General features: G+C 75.8%; 1 protein-coding gene. It reads right to left on the reverse strand.

Annotated features, from left to right (window positions below):
- Positions 1-3 precede the first annotated feature (3 nt).
- A complete protein-coding gene (locus tag V2J85_RS07715; protein WP_330821022.1) occupies positions 4-18,636 on the reverse strand; it encodes a non-ribosomal peptide synthetase in 18,633 nt (6,210 codons plus the stop codon).
- Between the last annotated feature and the right edge of the window lie 17 nt (positions 18,637-18,653).

Raw genomic sequence — 18,653 nt, forward strand, 5'->3', positions numbered from 1 at the left:
TCCTCACCGTTCGTCGGGGTCGTGGTCGCCGCGTGCGGCGTCTTCGAGTTCGCGCAGGACGTGCTCCTCCACCAGCTCCGCGAGGGCGGCGACGGTGCGGGAGGCCAGAACGTCCCGGGGGGTCAGGGCCACGCCGAAGGTCTCGTTGGCGCGGGCGGCGATGTGCAGGCTGCGCAGCGAGTCGCCGCCGAGGGCGAAGAAGTCGTCCTCGACGCCCACGGCCGTCTCCAGGACCTGGGACCAGAGGTCCGCGAGGACTTCCTCGGTGGGGGTGCGCGGGGCGGTGTGCCCGGCGGGCCCTTCGGGTTCCGGTTCCGGCGCGGGCAGGGCGGCGCGGTCGGTCTTGCCGTTCTCGGTGAGCGGGAAGCGCTCCAGGACGGCGAAGGCGGCGGGGACCATGTGGGCGGGCAGCGTACGGGCGGCGAAGGCCCGTAGTTCCGGCCCGATCGGGGTGTCGGCCCCGGGTGCGGCCAGCAGATGGGCCACCAGCCGCGGCCGTCCGGGCTCGTCCTCCCGTACGGTCACCACGGCGTCGCGGACGGCCGGGTGGCGGGCGAGCGCGGCCTCGACCTCGCCCGCCTCGATGCGGTGGCCTCGCAGCTTGATCTGGTGGTCGGTGCGGCCGAGGTGGTGGAGGTCGCCGTGGGCGTCGCGCCGCACCAGGTCGCCGGTGCGGTACATGCGGGTGCCCGGCGGGCCGTAGGGGTCGGCGAGGAAGCGGGCGGCGGTCAGGCCGGGGCGGCCCAGGTAGCCGCGGGCCAGGGAGGGGCCGCTGATCCACAGTTCGCCGGGGACGCCGTCGGCGACCGGGCGGAGCCGGGCGTCGAGGACGTAGACGCCGGTGGCGGGCAGCGGGCGGCCGATCGGGGGCGTACCGCCGTCGGCCGGCAGCGGATCGGACCAGGTGGCGACGACGGTGGTCTCGGTGGGGCCGTAGGAGTTGACCATCCGGTGGTGCGGGGCCCAGCGGCCGGCCAGTTCGGCGCCGCAGGTGTCCGCGCCGACGATGAGGGTGCGCAGGTCCGGCAGGGTGCCGGGGGTGTCCGGCGGGACGGTGGCGAGCGCGGCGGGTGGCAGCAGGGTGTGGGTGATGCGGGCGGTTCGCAGCACGTCCGCGAGTTGCGCGCCGAGCAGCGGGCCGGGCGGCGGGACCACCAGGCAGGCGCCGGCCGGCAGGGCCATGCAGAGCTCCAGTACGGACGCGTCGAAGCTGGGCGTGGCGAAGGCCAGCACGCGGTCCCCGGGCCGGACCTGGTAGTGGTCGGCCTCGGCGGCGGCGAAGCCGGCCAGTCCGCGGTGGGTGACGACGACGCCCTTGGGGGTGCCGGTGGATCCGGAGGTGTAGATGACGTAGGCCGGGTCGTCGAGGTCGAGCGGGCGGGTCCGGTCGCGGTCGGTGGGGCGGTGGGACGGGGTGCCGTCCGGGCCGGCCGCCAGGAGGTCCCGGACGTCCGCGGCCCGCAGGGTGACGGCGGGGGCCGCGTCGCGCAGCATCAGGGCGATCCGCTCGTCCGGGTAGCCGGGGTCGACGGGCAGGTAGGCGGCGCCCGCCTTGGCGGTGGCCAGCTGGGCGACGATCATGTCGGCCGACCGGGGCAGCACCAGGGCGACGAGATCGCCGGGGCCGGTTCCGCGGGCGATCAGCCGGTGCGCGAGGCGGTTGGCACGGTCCTCCAACTCGGCGTAGTTGAGCCGCAGTTCGGGATCCTCCAGCGCGGGCGCGGTGGGTGAGCGGTCGACCGTCGCCTCGATGAGCGCGGCCAGGGTCGCGGGCGGCACGGCGTCGCCGTCCGGCCGGGCGGACCGATCGGTCAGCCGGGCGCGCTCCTCCGGCGGCAGCACGTCGATGCGGTCCAGGGAGGTCGCCGCACCGGGCTCCGCGAGCGCGCCGAGGGTGTGCACGAGCTGTCCGGCCAGGGACCCGGCGGTGGACTCCGCGAAGTACCGCGGGTCGTAGCCGAGTTCGACGGTCAGCCGGGAGCCGGGCGACACCACCACGGTCAGCGGGTAGTTGGTGGCCTCCAGCGCGTGCAGATCGCGTACCCGGAGGCCGTGCGCGGTGGCGGCCGTGGTGGTGATCGGGTAGTTCTCGAAGACCACCAGGCTGTCGAACAGCGGGGTGCCGGCGGGCAGTTCGCTCCAGTCGTGCAGGTCCGACAGCGCGACGTGGTCGCATCCGCGGGCGTCGGCCTGCGCGGTCTGGACGCCGCGCAGCCACTCGGCCGGGGGCGTGTCGCCGGTGACGTCGACGCGTACCGGCAGGGTGGTGATGAACAGGCCCGGGATGGCCTCGGCGCCGGGCAGGTCGGCGGGCCGGCCGGAGACCGTCGAGCCGAAGCAGACGTCCCGCTCGCCGCTCCAGCGGGACAGCAGCAGGCCCCAGGCACCCTGGACGACGGTGTTGAGGGTGAGGTGGTGGCGCCGGGCGAAGTCCTGGAGCGCGGCGGTGCGTTCCTCGTCGAGGTGGAGCGACAGCCAGGTGCCGGAGCGGGTGGCGGCGCCGGGGGCCGGGCGCCGGTCGTAGGGCAGCGGGGTGGGGGCGGTGAGCCCGGCCAGCGCCCGGCGCCAGTGCGCCTCGGCCGAGGCCGGGTCCTGGGCGGCGAGCCAGGCGACGTGGTCCGCGAACGGTCTGCGGTCCGGCAGCCGGGGCTCGGTGCCGACGGTGAGGGCGGCGTGGCAGGCGAAGACGTCCGCGAGCACCTGGAAGACGCTCCAGCCGTCCAGCAGGACGTGGTGGAAGATCCACACGACCCGGACCTCGGACGGGGCGAGCCGGATGAGGGTGAGCCGCAGCAGCGGGGCCCGGTCCAGGGCCATGCCGCGGGCCCGGTCCTCGGCGAGCAGCCGTTCCAGCGCGGCCGCCCGCTCGACCGGCGGCAGGTCGCTCCAGTCCAGCTCGGTCACCGGCAGGGTGACAGATCGGTGCACGGCCTGCAGCGGGGCGGGCGCCTCGTGCAGCAGCACCGCGGTGCGCAGCACGGGGGTGCGGTCGACGACGTGCTGCCAGGCGGCGGCCAGCACCCGCGGGTCGCGCACCCCGTCCACGACGAAGGTGGCCTGTTCGACGTAGAGGCCCTCCTCGGGGGCGTCGAGGCCGTGGAAGACCATGCCGGTCTGGGTGGGAGTCAGCGGATAGAGGTCGGTGACGTCCCGGCCGGTGCCGACCAGCCGGTCGACGGTGTCCTGGTCGAGGCGGGCCAGCGGGAAGTCGGAGGGCGTGCGGCCGCCGGCACCCGGTTCGGCGCAGTGCCGGACGATCTCCCGCAGTTCGGCGGCCATCTCCTCGGCCAGCCGGGTCACGGTGGAGGGCAGGTGCCGCTCGGTCGAGTACGACCAGCTGAACTCCAGCCGCTTGTCCGTCACCCGGCCGACCACGTCGATCAGCTGCGGCCGTTCGGCCGCCGGGTCCATGCCGCCCTCCAGCGGGCCGTACGGTGCGTGCAGCAGGCCGTCCCCGGCAAAGGCGTGCCAGTCCTGCTGGCCGAGGTAGTTGAAGCCGATCTGCGGGGCGTCCGGGAGGCCCGGTGCGGCGGGGCCGCGCAGGTGGCGCAGGGCGCCGTGGCCGAGGCCTTGCCGGGGCAGCGCGCGCAGGCCCTCCTTCACCGACTTCAGGACCGTGGCGAGGCCGGCGCCCGGGGGGACGTCCAGCGCGACCGGGAACATGGTGGTGAACCAGCCGACCGTGCGGGACAGGTCGACGTCGTCGAAGATCTCCTCGCGGCCGTGGCCCTCCAGCCCGACCAGTACCCGGTCGTGCCCGGTCCAGCGGGCCAGTACGCGGCCCAGGGCGCACAGCAGGACGTCGTTGATCCGGGTCCGGTAGGCGTCGGGCACGTCCTGGAGCAGCCGGCGGGTCTCCTCGGCCTCCAGCCGGACGGTCACGGTGTCCTCGGAGGCGGCGGTGTTGCGGCCGGTGCGGTCGGTGGGCAGGGCGGCGGGCGCGTGCGCCCGGGTCCAGTACGGGAGTTCGTCGTCGAAGCCGCCGGCCGCGGTGTGGTCCCGGAGCCGCTGCGCCCAGTCCCGGAAGGAGGTCGTCCGGGGCCCGAGCCCGGCCCGGCCCCCGGCGCGCACCGCGCGGTAGGCGGTGTCGAGGTCCTCCAGCAGGATGCGCCAGGACACCGCGTCCACGACCAGGTGGTGGGCGGCCAGCAGCAGCACCGGGCGGGCCTCCTCGTCGTCGGCCGGGCGGCACAGCACGGTCTTCAGCAGCGGCCCGTGGGCCAGGTCGAAGCCCGCGCAGAGCTCATCGGACAGGGCGCGCAGCGCCGTGGCCCGGTCCTTCGGGTCCCGGCCGGGCAGGTCGCGGACCTCCAGGTCGGGGGCCGCGCCGGGGGCCGCGGTGTGCTGCCGCCAGCGGCCGTCGGCGGCCGGTGCGTACCGGGAGCGCAGCACGTCGTGGTGTTCCAGCACCGCGGCCAGCGCGGTGCGCAGCGCGTCCTCGTCGGTGTCGGCGGTGAGTTCGTAGGAGAGCGACTGGGTGAAGTGCGCCGCGGTGCCGGGCAGGGTCTCGAACAGCCAGTGCTGGACGGGGGTGAGCGGCACCTCCCCCACCACCGGGCCCTGGTCGGCGGGGACCGCCGCGGCCGGCAACTGCCCGACGGCGGCGGCCAGTTCGGCGACGGTCTGGTGGACGAACAGGTGCCGGGGTGCCAGGTCGAGGCCGGCGCGGCGGGCCGCGGAGACGATCTGGATGCTGAGGATCGAATCGCCGCCGAGGGTGAAGTAGTTGTCCTCCACGCCGACCGCCTCCACGCCCAGCACCTGGGCCCAGATGGCGGCCAGCGTCCGTTCGGTGTCGGTGCGCGGGGCCACCTGGCCGCCGGTGGGGGCGGTCCAGTCGGGGGCGGGCAGGGCGCGCCGGTCGAGCTTGCCGGTGGTGCCCAGCGGGAGCCGGTCCAGGGGGACGACGACCGCGGGGACCAGGTGGTCGGGCAGGCGCGCGGCGAGGAAGGCGCGTACCTCGGCGGGGTCGGGGCGGGTCGCGCCCCGGCCGACGGCGTAGCCGATCAGGCGCTTGTGGCCGTCGGTCTCGACGACCCGCGCGGCGGCCTCGGCCACGTCGGGGTGGCGGGTCAGCGCGGCCTCGACCTCGCCGAGTTCGATCCGGAAGCCGCGCACCTTGACCTGGTCGTCGGTCCGTCCGAGGTACACCAACTGGCCGTCGGCGTCCCGGCGTACGAGGTCGCCGGTGCGGTACATCCGTGCGCCCGCGGGGCCGTACGGGTCCGGGAGGAACCGGCGGGCGGTGAGGCCGGGCCGGGCGAAGTAGCCGCGGGCCACGCCGGTGCCGGCGAGGTAGAGCTCGCCGGGTACGCCGGCCGGTACCGGCCGGAGCCGGGCGTCGAGGACGTAGGCGCGGGCGCCGCCGACGGGGCTGCCGATGGGCGGGGTGCGGTCCGGGTCGGCGGGGTCGCAGGTCCAGGCGGTGGCGTAGACGGTGGCCTCGGTGGGGCCGTAGATGTTGGCGACCGTGCAGCCGGGGACGGCGGCGCGGACGTCGCGGACGGTGCGGGCGGCGAGCCCCTCGCCGGCGAGGACCACGGTGTCCGCGGTGACGTGCACGGTGTCCTCGGCGAGCAGCCGGCCGAGGGCGGAGGGGACGGCGCTGAGCAGGCTCGCGGTCCAGGGTTCGGTGCGTTCGGCCAGCGCCAGCAGGTCCGCGACGAGGTCGATGCGGCCGCCGCAGAGCAGCGGGCAGAGCAGCTCGAAGACCGAGACGTCGAAGTTGAGCGAGGTCGAGGCGACGACGTGGGCCAGGCCCCGGCTGCCGAACGCGGTGGCCGCCCAGTCGGCCAGGGCCACCACCGAGCCGTGGGTGACGACCACGCCCTTGGGGCGGCCGGTGGAGCCCGAGGTGTGGATGACGTAGGCGGGGTGGGCGGGCAGCAGGGCGCCGGCCCGCTCGGCGTCGGCGGGGTCGGCGGCGGACTGCTCCGCGAGGCGTCCGGCGAGCGCCGGGTCGTCCAGCGCGAGCCGGACGGTGGGCCCGTCGGGCAGGCGGGCGGCGAGGTCGGAGGTGGTCAGGAGGATGTCCGGCCGGACGTCGTCGAAGAGGAAGGAGATCCGCTCGGCCGGGTACGCCGGGTCGACCGGCAGGTAGCCGGCGCCGCTCTTGAGGACGGCCAGCAGGGCCACCGGCAGGTCGGCGGTGCGCGGCAGCGCGAGGGCGACGAACCGTTCCGGGCCGGCGCCCGAGGCGATCAGCAGCCGGGCCAGCCGGTTGGCGCGGGCGTTGAGTTCCCGGTAGGTGAGGCTTTCGGTCCCGGCCACCACGGCCTCGGCGTCGGGGGTGCGGGCCGCCTGTTCCTCGAAGACCTCCGGCAGTACGCGGTCCGGCGTCGCGGCGGCCGGTGCGCCGGACCGGTCGAGGAGGCGGGCGCTCTCCTCCGCGGTCAGCAGCGGCAGGTCCGCGAGCCGGCGCTCCGGGTCGGCGGCCATTTCGGTGAGCAGCACGCGCAGGCAGCCGCCGAGCCGCTCGATGGTGGCGGCGTCGAAGGCGGCCGGGTCGTAGTCCAGGGCGATGGTGAGGCGCTCGCCGGGGGCGACGACCACACTGAGCGGGTAGCTGGTCGGCTCCAGTTCGCGCTGCTGGGCCACGCGCAGGCCGTGCCGGGCGAGGGCATCGCGGTCGAACGGGTAGTTCTCGAAGACCACGATGCTGTCGAACAGGCCGACGCCGCCGGGGAGTTCGCTCCAGTTCTGCAGTTGGGCGAGGGAGACGAAGTCGTGCCGGCGGGACTCCGACTGGGCGCTCTGCACCTCGCGCAGCCAGTCCAGCAGCGGGCGGTCGGCGTCGATCCGCACCCGGGTCGGCAGGGTGTTGATGAACACGCCGACCATGGATTCCACGCCGGGCAGGTCGGCGGGCCGGCCGGAGACGGTGCTGCCGAAGACCACGTCGTCGGTGTTGCCGTAGCGGCCGAGCAGCAGCCCCCAGGCGCCCTGGAGCACGGTGTTCATGGTGAGGCCGGCCCGCTGCGCGGTCTCCCGCAGCCGTGCGGAGTCGGCCGCGTCCAGCGTGAGGTGCACGGTGTCCGAGGACGCGCTGCGGTGGGCCTCCAACGGCGTGCGGTCGCGGGGCAGTTCGGTGGGCGCGGTGAAGCCGGCCAGGGTGCGGCGCCAGTACTGCTCGGCGTGGGTGTCGTCCTGCTCCGCCAGCCAGCGCAGATAGCCGGCGAACGGCGCCCGCGAGGGGACCTCGGGGCGGCGGCCGGCGGTGAGCGCGGCGTACCGCTCGAAGACCTCGTCGACGACCTGGGCCGCGCTCCAGCCGTCGAGCAGGATGTGGTGGAAGGTCCACACGAGGCGCACCTGGTCGGCGGCGAGCCTGATCAGGGTCAGCCGCATCAGGGGCGCGGTGGTGAGGTCGAGGCCGGCCGCCCGGTCCTCGGCGAGCAGGGCGGCCAGCGCCTCCTCGCCGCGCTCGGCGCTTCGGCCGGTCCAGTCGTGGTGGGTGACGGGGACGGTGGCCCGGGTCTGGACGATCTGGAGTGGCTCGGGGGTCTCCTGCCACACCAGTCGCGTGCGGAGCATGGGGTTGGCGTCGGCGGTCTGCTGCCAGGCAGTGGCCAGCGCCGCCGGGTCGGTGACACCGGTCAGCAGCAGCTGGACCTGGTTGAAGTAGGCGTCGGAGGACGGGTCCATCAGGCCGTGGAAGAGCATGCCGGCCTGCATCGGGGTCAGCGGGTAGACGTCCTCCACGGTGCGGCCGTCGGCCACGATCCGGTCCACGGCCGTCTGGTCGAGGCGGGCCAGCGGGAAGTCGGAGGGGGTGCGGCCGCCGGCGTCCGGGGCGGCGCAGTGCGCGACGAGCTCCGTCAGGGCGGTGCGCATGCCCTCGGCCAGGGCGGTGACCGTCTCCTCGCGGTGCACGCCGCGGCTGTAGTGCCAGGTGAGTTCCAGGCTGCCGCCCTCGACCCGGCCCACGACGTCGAGCAGGTGCGGCCGTACGGACTCGGGTGCGGCGGCGCCGCCGAGTCCACCGCGTACCGCGCGGATCAGGCCGCCGCCGTCGGCGGTCCAGTCGAAGCGGCCCAGGTAGTTGAAGCTGATCGGAGGGAGGGCTGCGTCGGCGATCCCGGCGGTGGGCGCGAGATGGCGCAGCGCTCCGTGGCCGAGGCCCCGGCCGGGTACGGCGCGCAGCTGCTCCTTGACCGACTTGAGGGCATCGGCCCAGCCGCCGGCCGGCACGTCGAGGGCGACCGGGAACAGGCTGGTGAACCAGCCGACCGTACGGGACAGGTCGACGCCGTCGAAGAGGTGGTCCTCGCGGCCGTGGCCCTCCAGGCCGACGGCGACGGTGCGGCGGCCGGTCCAGTCGGCCAGTACCCGGCCGAGCGCGGTGAGCAGGACGTCGTTGATCCGGGTGCGGTAGACGCCGGGCACCTTGTGCAGCAGGTCGGCGGTGTCCCGCGGGTCCAGGCGGACGGTGACCGAGCGCAGGTCGGCGACGGTGTTGCCGCCGTCGGCGTCGACCGGCAGCGGGGCCGCGCAGTGCTCGGCCACCGTCTCCCAGTGGGCCCTCTCGCCGGTGAATCCGCCGGCTTCCGTGTGGGCCCGCAGCCGCCGGGCCCACTCCTGGACGGAGGTGGTACGGGCGGGCAGCCGGACCGGTTCGGCGGTGCGTGCCTGGCGGTAGGCGGTCTCCAGGTCCTCCAGCAGGACCCGCCAGGAGACGCCGTCGACGACCAGATGATGCACCGTCAGAAAGAGCTTGGATGCCGGGAGTTGTCTCCCCGTGAAGAGCCGGGCGGCGAGCAGCGGGCCGTCCGCGAGCCGGAAGCCGCCGTGGGCCTCGGCCATGGCCGCGTCGGCCTCGGCGGTGCGCTCCTCGACGGTGCGGCCGGCCAGGTGGTGGATCCGCAGCAGCTGCGGGTCCGTCGCGTCCGGGCCGGGGCAGTGCTGGTGCCAGGTGCCGTCCGGGCGCCGGTCGAAGCGGGCCCGCAGCGCGTCGTGGTGACGCCACAGCGCGTTCAGCGCCGTCTCCAGCGCCTCCGGGTCGGGGTCCTCGGCCAGTTCGATGACGACGGACTGGTTGAAGTACCCGGGGCGCTGCGGGTCGGCGTCGAGGAACCAGTGCTGGATGGGGGTGAGGTCGACGTCCCCGTCGACCGGGTCGGTGCCGGTGACGGGCGCGGTGGAACCGGTGGCGGCCGCCAGGGCCGCGACGGTCGGGTGCCGGAACACGTCCCGGGGCGTGAGGGTCAGGCCCGCCTTCCGGGCGCGCGAGACGACCTGGATACTGAGGATCGAATCGCCGCCCAGCGTGAAGAAGTTGTCCTCGACACCGACCCGTGCCACGCCCAGCAGGGTGCACCAGATCCCGGCGAGGATCCGCTCGGTCTCGGTGCGCGGCGCCACATGCTCCCCGGCACCGGCCGCGGACCAGTCGGGGGTCGGCAGCCGGCGGTGGTCGACCTTGCCGTTGGCGGTGAGCGGCAGTGCGTCCAGGGTGACGAACGCGGCCGGGATCATGTAGTCGGGCAGTTCGGCGGCGAGCGCCGCGCGCAGCTCGTCCACCGGCGGCAGGCTCGCGCCCGCGGCGGGCACGAGGTAGGCGACCAGGCGCTTGCGGCCGCCGTCCGCGGGGACGGCCACCAGCGCCTCGGCGACGGCGTCGTGGCGGGTGAGCCGGTCGGCGATCTCGGCCGGTTCCACGCGGAAGCCGCGGATCTTGATCTGGTCGTCGGCCCGTCCCACGAAGTGCAGTTCGCCGTCCGGGCTCCAGCGCACGAGGTCGCCGGTGCGGTACATCCGGCTGCCGGGCGGGCCGAAGGGGTCGGCGAGGTAGCGCTCCGCGGTGGCGCCGGGCCGGCCGTGGTAGCCGCGGGCGAGCCCGGCCCCGGCGAGGTACAGCTCACCGGGGATGCCCGGCGGCTGGGGCTGCAGGGTGCCGTCGAGGACGTAGACCCGGGTGTTGTCCAGCGGGCGTCCGATGGGGAGGGTGGCGGGCAGCGGGTCGCCGGCCCGGAAGACCCGCCGGGTGGCGAAGGTCGTCGTCTCGGTGGGTCCGTAGCCGTCGACCACGGTGAGGCCGGGGCAGGCCTCCAGGACGCGGCGCACGGCCCCGCCCGGTACGGCTTCTCCCCCGGTCCACACCTCCCGGGCGCCGCGCAGGCAGCCGGGGTCCTCCTGGGCCAGCAGCCGGAACAGTCCGGCGGTCAGCCAGAGGCAGGTCACGCCCTGTTCGGCGATAGCGCGGCGGACCGTGGCGGCGTCCACGTCCGCGGGCGGGGCCAGGACGACCCGGCCGCCGCGCAGCAGCGGCACCCACAGCTCGTAGGTGGCGGCGTCGAAGGCCTGCGGGGAGTGCAGCAGGACCCGGTCGTGTCCGGCGAAGGCGCGGTCCGAGGCGAGCGCCACGACGTCCCGGTGGCGCACCGCGACGCCCTTGGGCCGCCCGGTGGAGCCGGAGGTGAACATCAGCTGGAGCACGTGGTCCGGGTGGACCGCGGGTGCGGGCAGGTCGGCCGGGGCGGGCTCGCCCGCTTCGTCGGTCACCAGCAGGGTGCGCCCGCCGGGTGCCACCGCGGCGGCGGTGTCCTGCCAGGCGGCGTCGGTGAGGACGAGGTCCGCGGTGCTCTCCGCCAGCACCTGCCGCAGCCGCTGCTCGGGCGCGCGGCCGTCCAGCGGAACGTACACGCCACCGGTCCTGGCGAGCGCCAGCTGGGCGACGACCAGGGCGGCCGAGCGATCCATGAGGACGGCGACCGGGTGTTCGGGGCGGACACCGAGGGCGGTCAGCCGCTGGGCCAACGCCTCGGCGCGGGCGTCGAGTTGGCGGTAGCTCAGGGTGCCGTCGCCGGTGTCCAGGGCGGGGGCGTCGGGGGTGCGCCGGACCTGGGCGGCGAACAGCCCGGCGACGGTGTCCTCGGGCAGTGCGGTGGCGGTGTCGTTCCACTCCTCCAGCACCTGCCGGCGGCGGGCGGCGCCGAGGACCGGCAGCCGGGCCGGCGGGCGCCCGGCGTCGTCGGCCATCTCCGCCAGCAGGACCGTGAGGTACTCGGCCATCCGCTCGACGGTGGCGGCGTCGAACAGCTCCGGGTCGTAGCCGAGCCGCAGGGCCAGTTCGGGCCCGGGGTAGGCGACGAGGCTGAGCGGATAGTTGGTGGTCTCGATGCCGTCGAGTCCGGTCAGCCGCAGGCCGTGCGCGGCGGCGAGATCGTCGCCGACCGGATAGTTCTCGAACACCACGATGCTGTCGAAGAGCCGGGCCCGTTCGGGGAGTTCGGTGAGGCCCTTGAGCCGGGCGAGCGGTACGTGGTCGAAGCGCCGGTCGTCGCTCTGGATCTCCTGCACCCGGCGCAGCCAGTCCCGCACGGTGCCGTCGGCGGGGACGGTCAGCCGGGTCGGGACGGTCGCGATGAACAGGCCGTTCATCGCCTCGACGCCGGGCAGCTCGGGCGGCCGGCCGGAGACGGTGGTGCCGAAGACGACGTCCGGCCGGCCGGTCTGGCGGGCCAGCAGCAGCGCCCAGGCGCCCTGGACGAGGGTGTTGACGGTCAGGCCGGCGCCGCGGGCCAGGTCGTCCAGGCGGCGGGAGGTGGCGGCGGGCAGGGTGACCCGCACCACCGCGGAGGACTCCGCGCGATGGGTCTCGGTGGGTTCGCGGTCGTAGGGCAGCGCGGTGGGTTCGCCGAGCCCGGCGAGGCGGTCCCGCCAGTGCCGTTCGGCCTCGGTCCGGTCGCGGTCGCGCAGCCAGGCGACGTAGTCGCGGAACGGCCGGCGGACCGGCAGACCGGTGTCGGTCGGGGTGCCGTCGTCACCGCCGTCCGGGCCCCGCAGCAGCGCGTGGCCGCGGAACACGTCGGACAGCACCTGGAACAGGCTCCAGCCGTCGAGTACCAGGTGGTGGAAGGACCACACGACCTGCACTTCGGTGGCGGACAGCCGGGCCAGGGTCAGGCGCTGGAGCGGGGCGGTGTCCAGGTCGATGCCGCGCCGCCGGTCCCGGTCCTGCAGGTCCCGCAGCCGCTGCTGCCGTTCGTCGTCCGTGAGGCCGCGCCAGTCCAGGTGGGTGACCGGCACCTCGGCGCGGCGTTCGACGACGAACAGCGGCTCGGGCACGTCGTGCCAGACGACGCGGCCGCGCAGCACCTCGGTCCGGTCGGTCATCCGCTGCCAGGCCGCGGCCAGCGTCCGCGGGTCGGGCACGCCGTCCAGCACGAAGGTGAGCTGCTGGTGGTAGACGCTCTGGTCGTCCTGGGACAGCCGGTGGAAGAGCATGCCGGCCTGGGTGGGGGTGAGCGGGTGGATGTCCTCGACGGTCCCGCCGTGCCCCACCAGCCGGTCCACGGTGGGCTGGTCGAGGTCGGCCAGCGGGAAGTCGGACGGGGTGCGCCCGCCCGCACCGGGCCGGGCACCGTGCCGGGCGATCTCCTCCAGCGCCCCGGCGAACTGCCCGGCGAGGTGGGCGACGGTCCCCTCGTGGTGCAGGTTCGCCGAGTAGAACCAGGTGAACTCCAGCGCGTCGCCGTCGAGTTGGCCGACGACCTCCAGTGCGTGCGGCCGTGCCGCGGCGGGGTCGGCGTCCAGTGACAGCCCGCGGTGCAGGCCGCGGTAGAGGCCGCCGTCGCCGTCGGGCAGACCGAACTGGCCCAGGTAGTTGAAGCTGAGGCCGGCGGTCGGCGCCCCCGGCAGGCCGGCCGTGCCGCGCAGATGGCGGTGGACGCCGTGGCCGAGGCCGCGGCGGGGCACCGCGCGCAGCTGTTCCTTGACGGACTTGAGCACGGTGCCCCAGTCCGCGTCCGGTGCCACGGTGAGGGCGACCGGGTAGCGGGTGGTGAACCAGCCGACCGTACGGCTCAGGTCGACGTCCTCGAAGAGTTCCTCGCGGCCGTGGCCCTCCAGGTCGACCGGGGTCCGGTCGCGGCCGGTCCAGTCGCGCAGCGTCCGGCCCAGCGCGCTGAGCAGCACGTCGTTGACCTGGGTGCGGTAGGCGGCGGGGAGGGTGTGCAGCAGGACGGCGGTGGTCTTCGGGGTGAGGCGGACGGTCACCGAGCGGGCCGAGGCGTAGGTGTTGGGACCGTCGAGATCGGTCGGCAGCGCGGGGTCGCAGCCGGCGGCCAGGTCCGTCCAGTAGCCGGCCTCGTCGTCGAAGCCGCCGGCGTCGGCGTGGTCGGTCAGCCGGCGCGCCCAGTGGCGCAGCGGGGTGGACTTCGGCGGCAGGGCGGCGGGTTCACCCTCGCGGCGGGCCCGGTAGGCGCGGTCCAGGTCCGCCAGCAGCAGCAGCCAGGAGACGCCGTCGACGACCAGGTGGTGGACGGTCAGGTGGAGGACGGCGGGCCGTCCGTCCGCGCGGTCGTGCAGGACGGCGCGCAGCAGCGGCCCCCGGGCGAGGTCGAACGGGCCCAGGTGGGGTGCGTCGTCGTCGGGTCCGGTGTGCCGGTGCAGGACGAGGTGGGGCGGCGCGGCGTCGATGTGCTGCCGCCGGCGGCCGTCGTCGTCGCGGTCGAAGCGCGAGCGGAGCGCGTCGTGGTGGGCGACCAGGTCGCGCAGCGCCTGCTCCAGCGCCAACGGGTCGAGGTCGTCCGGGAGTTCGACGGAGAGCGTCTGCCCGAAGTGGCCGGCCCGCTCGGCGTCGCTCTCGAAGAGCCAGTGCTGGATCGGGGTGAGCGGTGCGTCGCCGGTGGCGGCCTCCTCGGCGCGCGCGGGCCCGGCGGGACGATCGGCGGCGTCCAGGCACTGGGCGAGTGCGCCGACCGTCTGGTGCCGGTAGACGTCGCGCGAGGTCACGGCCAGGCCGGCCTGCCGGGCCTGGGCGACCACCTGGATGCTGAGGATCGAGTCGCCGCCCAGCGTGAAGAAGTTGTCGTCGACGCCGACCCGTTCCACCCGCAGCACGTCGGCCCAGACCGCGGCCAGCGCCCGTTCGGTGGCGGTGCGCGGTGCCACGTAGTCGGTCGTGGTCCCGACGGACCGGTCGGGGGCGGGCAGCCGGTCGCGGTCCAGCTTGCCGTTGGGGTTGAGCGGCATCGCCGGCAGGACGACGACCGCGGCGGGCACCATGTAGTCGGGCAGCCGGCGGCCGAGCGCGCGGCGGATCGCGTCCGGGTCGGCCTCCGTTCCGGGCGCCGGGACGACATAGCCGATCAGCCGCTTGTGGCCGTCGTCCTCCCGGGTGGTGGCGGCGGCCTGGGTGACGTTGTCGCAGGCCAGCAGGGCCTCCTCGACCTCGCCGAGTTCGATCCGGAAGCCCCGCACCTTGACCTGGTGGTCGGCCCGGCCCAGGTACTCCAGCTCGCCGTCGGCGGTCCACCGCGCCAGGTCGCCGGTGCGGTACATCCGGCTGCCCGGCCCGGCGAACGGGTCGGCGACGAACCGGGCGGCGGTGAGCCCGGGCCGTCGGAGGTAGCCCCGGGCCAGCCCGCCGCCTCCGAGGTACAACTCCCCCGTCACGCCCGGGGGTTGGGGCCGCAGCCGGCTGTCGAGGACGTAGGCGCGGGTCCGGGCGACCGGTCGGCCGATCGGCGGGGCCTGCTCGGGGGTGCCGTCGCCGGCGAACCACGCCGTGGCGTACACGGTGGCCTCTGTCGGACCGTAGATGTTGGCGATCTCGCAGGCCGGCATGGTCCGGCGGATCTCCCGTACGGTCCGCGCGGGCAGCGCCTCGCCGGCCAGGACCACGGTGCCGGCCTGCACGGCGGCGTCCCGGGTGAGCATCCGGGACAGCACCGACGGCACGCCGCTGATCAGCCCGGCCTGCCGCGGGCCGCCGTCCGTCGGCCCGTCGGCGAGGGCCGGCAGGTCGGGCACCACGTCGATGCTGCCGCCGGAGAGCAGCGGGCAGAGCAGTTCGAAGACCGACACGTCGAAGTTGAGCGAGGTGGAGGCCACCACGTGCGCCAGCCGCTGCGGGCCGAACCACTCCCCCGCCCAGGCCGCCAGGTCCGCCACGCTGCGGTGGGTGACCAGCACGCCCTTGGGCCGGCCGGTCGAGCCGGAGGTGTAGATGACGTAGGCGGGGTGGCCGGGGTCCAGCGGCCGGACCCGCTCGGCGTCGGTCAGGTCGTGCGCGGGGCCGGCGGCGAGCGCGTCGGCGGTGCCGGGCTCGTCCAGGACGAGTGCCTCGGTGCCCTCGGGCAGGCAGCCGGCCGTCTCGCGGGTGGTGAGGACCACGGCCGGGCGGGCGTCGGCGAGCATGAAGCGGATGCGGTCGGCCGGGTAGCCGGGGTCCACCGGCAGGTAGCCGGCGCCCGCCTTGAGCACCGCCCACAGGACGGTGACCAGGTCGGCGGAGCGCGGCAGGGCCAGCGCCACCAGGGACTCGGGGCCGGCGCCGCGGGCGGCCAGCATCCTGGCCAGCCGGTTGGCGCGCCGGTTCACCTCGTCGTAGCTGAGCCGGGTCTCCCCGCAGACCACGGCGGTGCGGTCGGGGGTAAGGGCGGTCTGCTCCTCGAAGAGCGCCGGCAGCGTCGTCTCGCGGCCGGGCGCCTGCGGGGTGTTCCAGGCATCGAGCATGGTGCGCCGCTCGTCGTCGGTGAGCAGCGGGAGTTCGGCGACGGTCCGGTGCGGGCCGTCGGCCATGCCCGCCAGCAGCAGGTGCAGATGACGGGCCAGCCGGGCCGCGGTCGCGGCGTCGAACAGGTCGGTGTTGTACTCGACGGTCAGCCCGAACGAGCCGTCGCCGCGCGGCAGGAACTCCAGCACCAGGTCGAAGCGGGCGGCCGGGCGCGGCAGCGGGTGCTCGTCGATCCGGACGCCGCCGGCCGGCCCGGGCGGCACCATGGCGGTCTGCTGGACGACGAGGACCTGCACCAGCGGCGTGCGGCTGGGGTCGCGGGGCGGCGCGAGCTCCTCGACGACCCGGTCGAAGGGCACCCCGTCATGGGCGAAGGCGTCCAGCAGCGTCGCCCGCATGCCGTCCAGGAAGCGGTCGACGGTGGCGGTGCCGTCCACGTCGGTGCGCAGCACGACGGTGTTGACGAAGAAGCCGGCCACCTCCTCCAGTTCCCGCCGGTCGCGCCCGTTGGTGACGGTGCCGAAGGCGATGTCCCGCTGGCCGGTGTAGCGGGAGAACAGCACCGCGGCCGCGCCGGAGAACAGGGTGAACAGGGTGGTGCCCTTGGCCCGCGCGAGCCGGGACAGGCGGTCGGTGAGGTCGGCGGGCAGTTCGTGCCGGTGGGCGGCGCCCGCCGTGGTGCGCACCGGCGGCCGGGGCCGGTCGGCCGGCAGGTCCAGCAGCGGCAGGCCGGCCAGCTGCCGCTTCCAGTACGCGAGGTCGTCGGCCTGCCGCTCCGGGGCCGGCCGACCGTGCTCCCAGAGCGCGAAGTCCGGGTACTGCAGGGTGAGTTCGGGGAGACCATCGGGGGTTCCCGCGGCCTCCGCGGCGTAGAGGGCGGCCAGTTCGCGGACGAGGAGGCCGACCGACCAGCCGTCGGTGACGATGTGGTGCTGGGCCAGGAGCAGCAGGTGCTCGTCCTCGTCGAGCCGGACGAGCAGGGCCCGGGTCAGCGGTCCCCGGTCCAGGTCGTAGGCGCGCCGGAGTTCCTCGGTGAGCAGGCGCTCGGCCTCTTCGGGGCGCCGGGCGGCCGGCAGGGTGCGCAGGTCGGCGGTGCGCAGCGGCAGGGCGGCGGGGCCGTCGACCCGCTGCACCACGCGCCCGTCGACCGTCGTGAAGGTGGTGCGCAGCGCGTCGTGGCGGGCGGCGAGCCGGTCCAGGGCGCGGCCGAGCGCACCGGTGTCCAGCGGGCCGCGCAGCCGTAATCCCACGCCGGTGTGGTACTCGGTGCCGCCGGGGGTGAGGTCGTCGAGGAACCACAGGCGCTGCTGGGCGCGGGAGAGCGGCAGCGGGCCGGTGCGCGGGGCCGGGGTGACCGGCCCCGACGGGTCGTGGGTGTCCGCCGCGTCGAGGAGGGCGGCCAGCCCGGCCACCGTCCGGGCGGTGAACAGGTCCCGCACGGTCAGCCGGACGGCCCGTTCGTCCCGGATGCGGGAGAGCACGCGGACGGCCACGACGGAGTCGCCCCCGAGGGCGAAGAAGTCGTCGTCGGCGCCGACGGGCCGGACGTCCAGGACGTCGGACCAGATGCCGGCGACGGTCCGCTCGGCGGGCGTCCGGGGCGGGGTGTGGCCGGTGCCGTGGAGCGGGCCGGGTGCGGGCAGGGCGCGCCGGTCGACCTTGTGGTGGGCGGTGAGCGGGAGGGCGTCCAGGACGACGACGGCGGCCGGGACCATGTGGGCCGGCAGGGTGCGGGCCACCGCCGTCCGCAGCGTCCCGGGCTGCGGGGCCCGGTCCGGGTCGGCGGCCGTGACGTAGCCGACCAGCCGCCGGCGTCCGGGCTCGTCCTCGCGCACCACCACGACGGCCTCGCCCACCCCGTCCTGGTCCGCCAACGCCGCCTCGATCTCGCCGAGTTCGACGCGGAAGCCGCGGATCTTGACCTGGTGGTCGGTCCGCCCGAGGAACTCCAGCTCGCCGTCGGCGTTCCGGCGTGCCAGGTCGCCGGTGCGGTAGAGCCTGCTGCCGGCCGGCCCGTACGGATCGGCCACGAAGCGCGCGGCGGTCAGGCCCGGGCGGCCGAGGTAGCCGCGGGCCACCCCCTCGCCGCCGATGTACAGCTCGCCGGCGGCTCCCGTCGGCACCGGCCGCATCGCCTCGTCGAGTACGTGGACCCGGGTGCGGGGCAGCGGCCGGCCGATCGGCGGGGTGCCGGCGCCGACGGCCAGCGGTCCGGTCCAGGAGGCGACCACCGTGGCCTCGGTGGGGCCGTAGGAGTTGATCAGCCGGCGACCCGCCGCCCAGCGGTCGGCCAGGTCGGCCGGGCAGGCCTCGGCCCCCACGATCAGGGTGCGCAGGTCCGGCAGCGGATGGCCGTCCGCCGGGCCGGGCAGCGTGCCGAGCGCCGCCGGCGGGATCAGCGCATGGCTGATCCGGTGCTCCCGCAGCACCTCGGCGAGTTCGTCACCCAGCCACGGTCCGTCCGGCGGGACGACCAGGGTCGCGCCCGACAGCAGGGAGATGCACAGCTCCAGGACGGACGCGTCGAAGCTGGGCGAGGAGAACTGCAGCACCCGGTCGCCCGGCCCCACGGCGTATCGTTCCTGCGCCGCGGCGGTGAAGGCGCCCAGTCCGGTATCGGACACCACCACGCCCTTGGGCACGCCGGTCGATCCGGAGGTGTAGATGACGTAGGCCGGGTGCCCGGGGCGCAGCGGGGCGAGCCGGTCGGTGTCCTGCGGGGCGCGGTCCGGGCCGGTCGCGCGGCGGATCCGGTCGGGGTCGTCGAGGACCACCGCCGGCGCCGCGTCGGACAGCAGCAGCTCCCGGCGTTCGGCCGGGTACGCCGGGTCGACCGGCAGGAAGGCACCGCCGGCCTTGGCCACCGCGAGTTCCGCCACGATCAGTTCGACCGAGCGCGGCAGCACCAGCGCCACCGTGCGCTCCGGCCCCACCCCGTCCGCGATCAGCTCGTGCGCGAGGCGGTTGGCCCAGGCGTCGGCCTCGCGGTAGGACCAGGTCCGCCGGCCGTCCGTCACGGCGGGCGCCTCGGGGGCGCGGGTCACCCACGCCGCGAACAGGTCCGCGAGCGGGGAACGTGGCACCGGACGGACCGGGTCGGCCCCGGGAACCTGCGGAACGGTCCGGTCCTGCGCTGATCCGGACGCGGGTACGGAGTTCTGGGGCTGGTCCGTCATGGAGGTCAGTCCTTCGG

The organism is Streptomyces bugieae (assembly GCF_036352915.1).
Classification (GTDB): Bacteria; Actinomycetota; Actinomycetes; order Streptomycetales; family Streptomycetaceae; genus Streptomyces; species Streptomyces endophytica.

Excerpts from the sequence above, each read along its gene's own strand:
- V2J85_RS07715 (WP_330821022.1), bottom strand. The coding sequence starts at position 18,636 with ATGACGGACCAGCCCCAGAACTCCGTACCCGCGTCCGGATCAGCGCAG.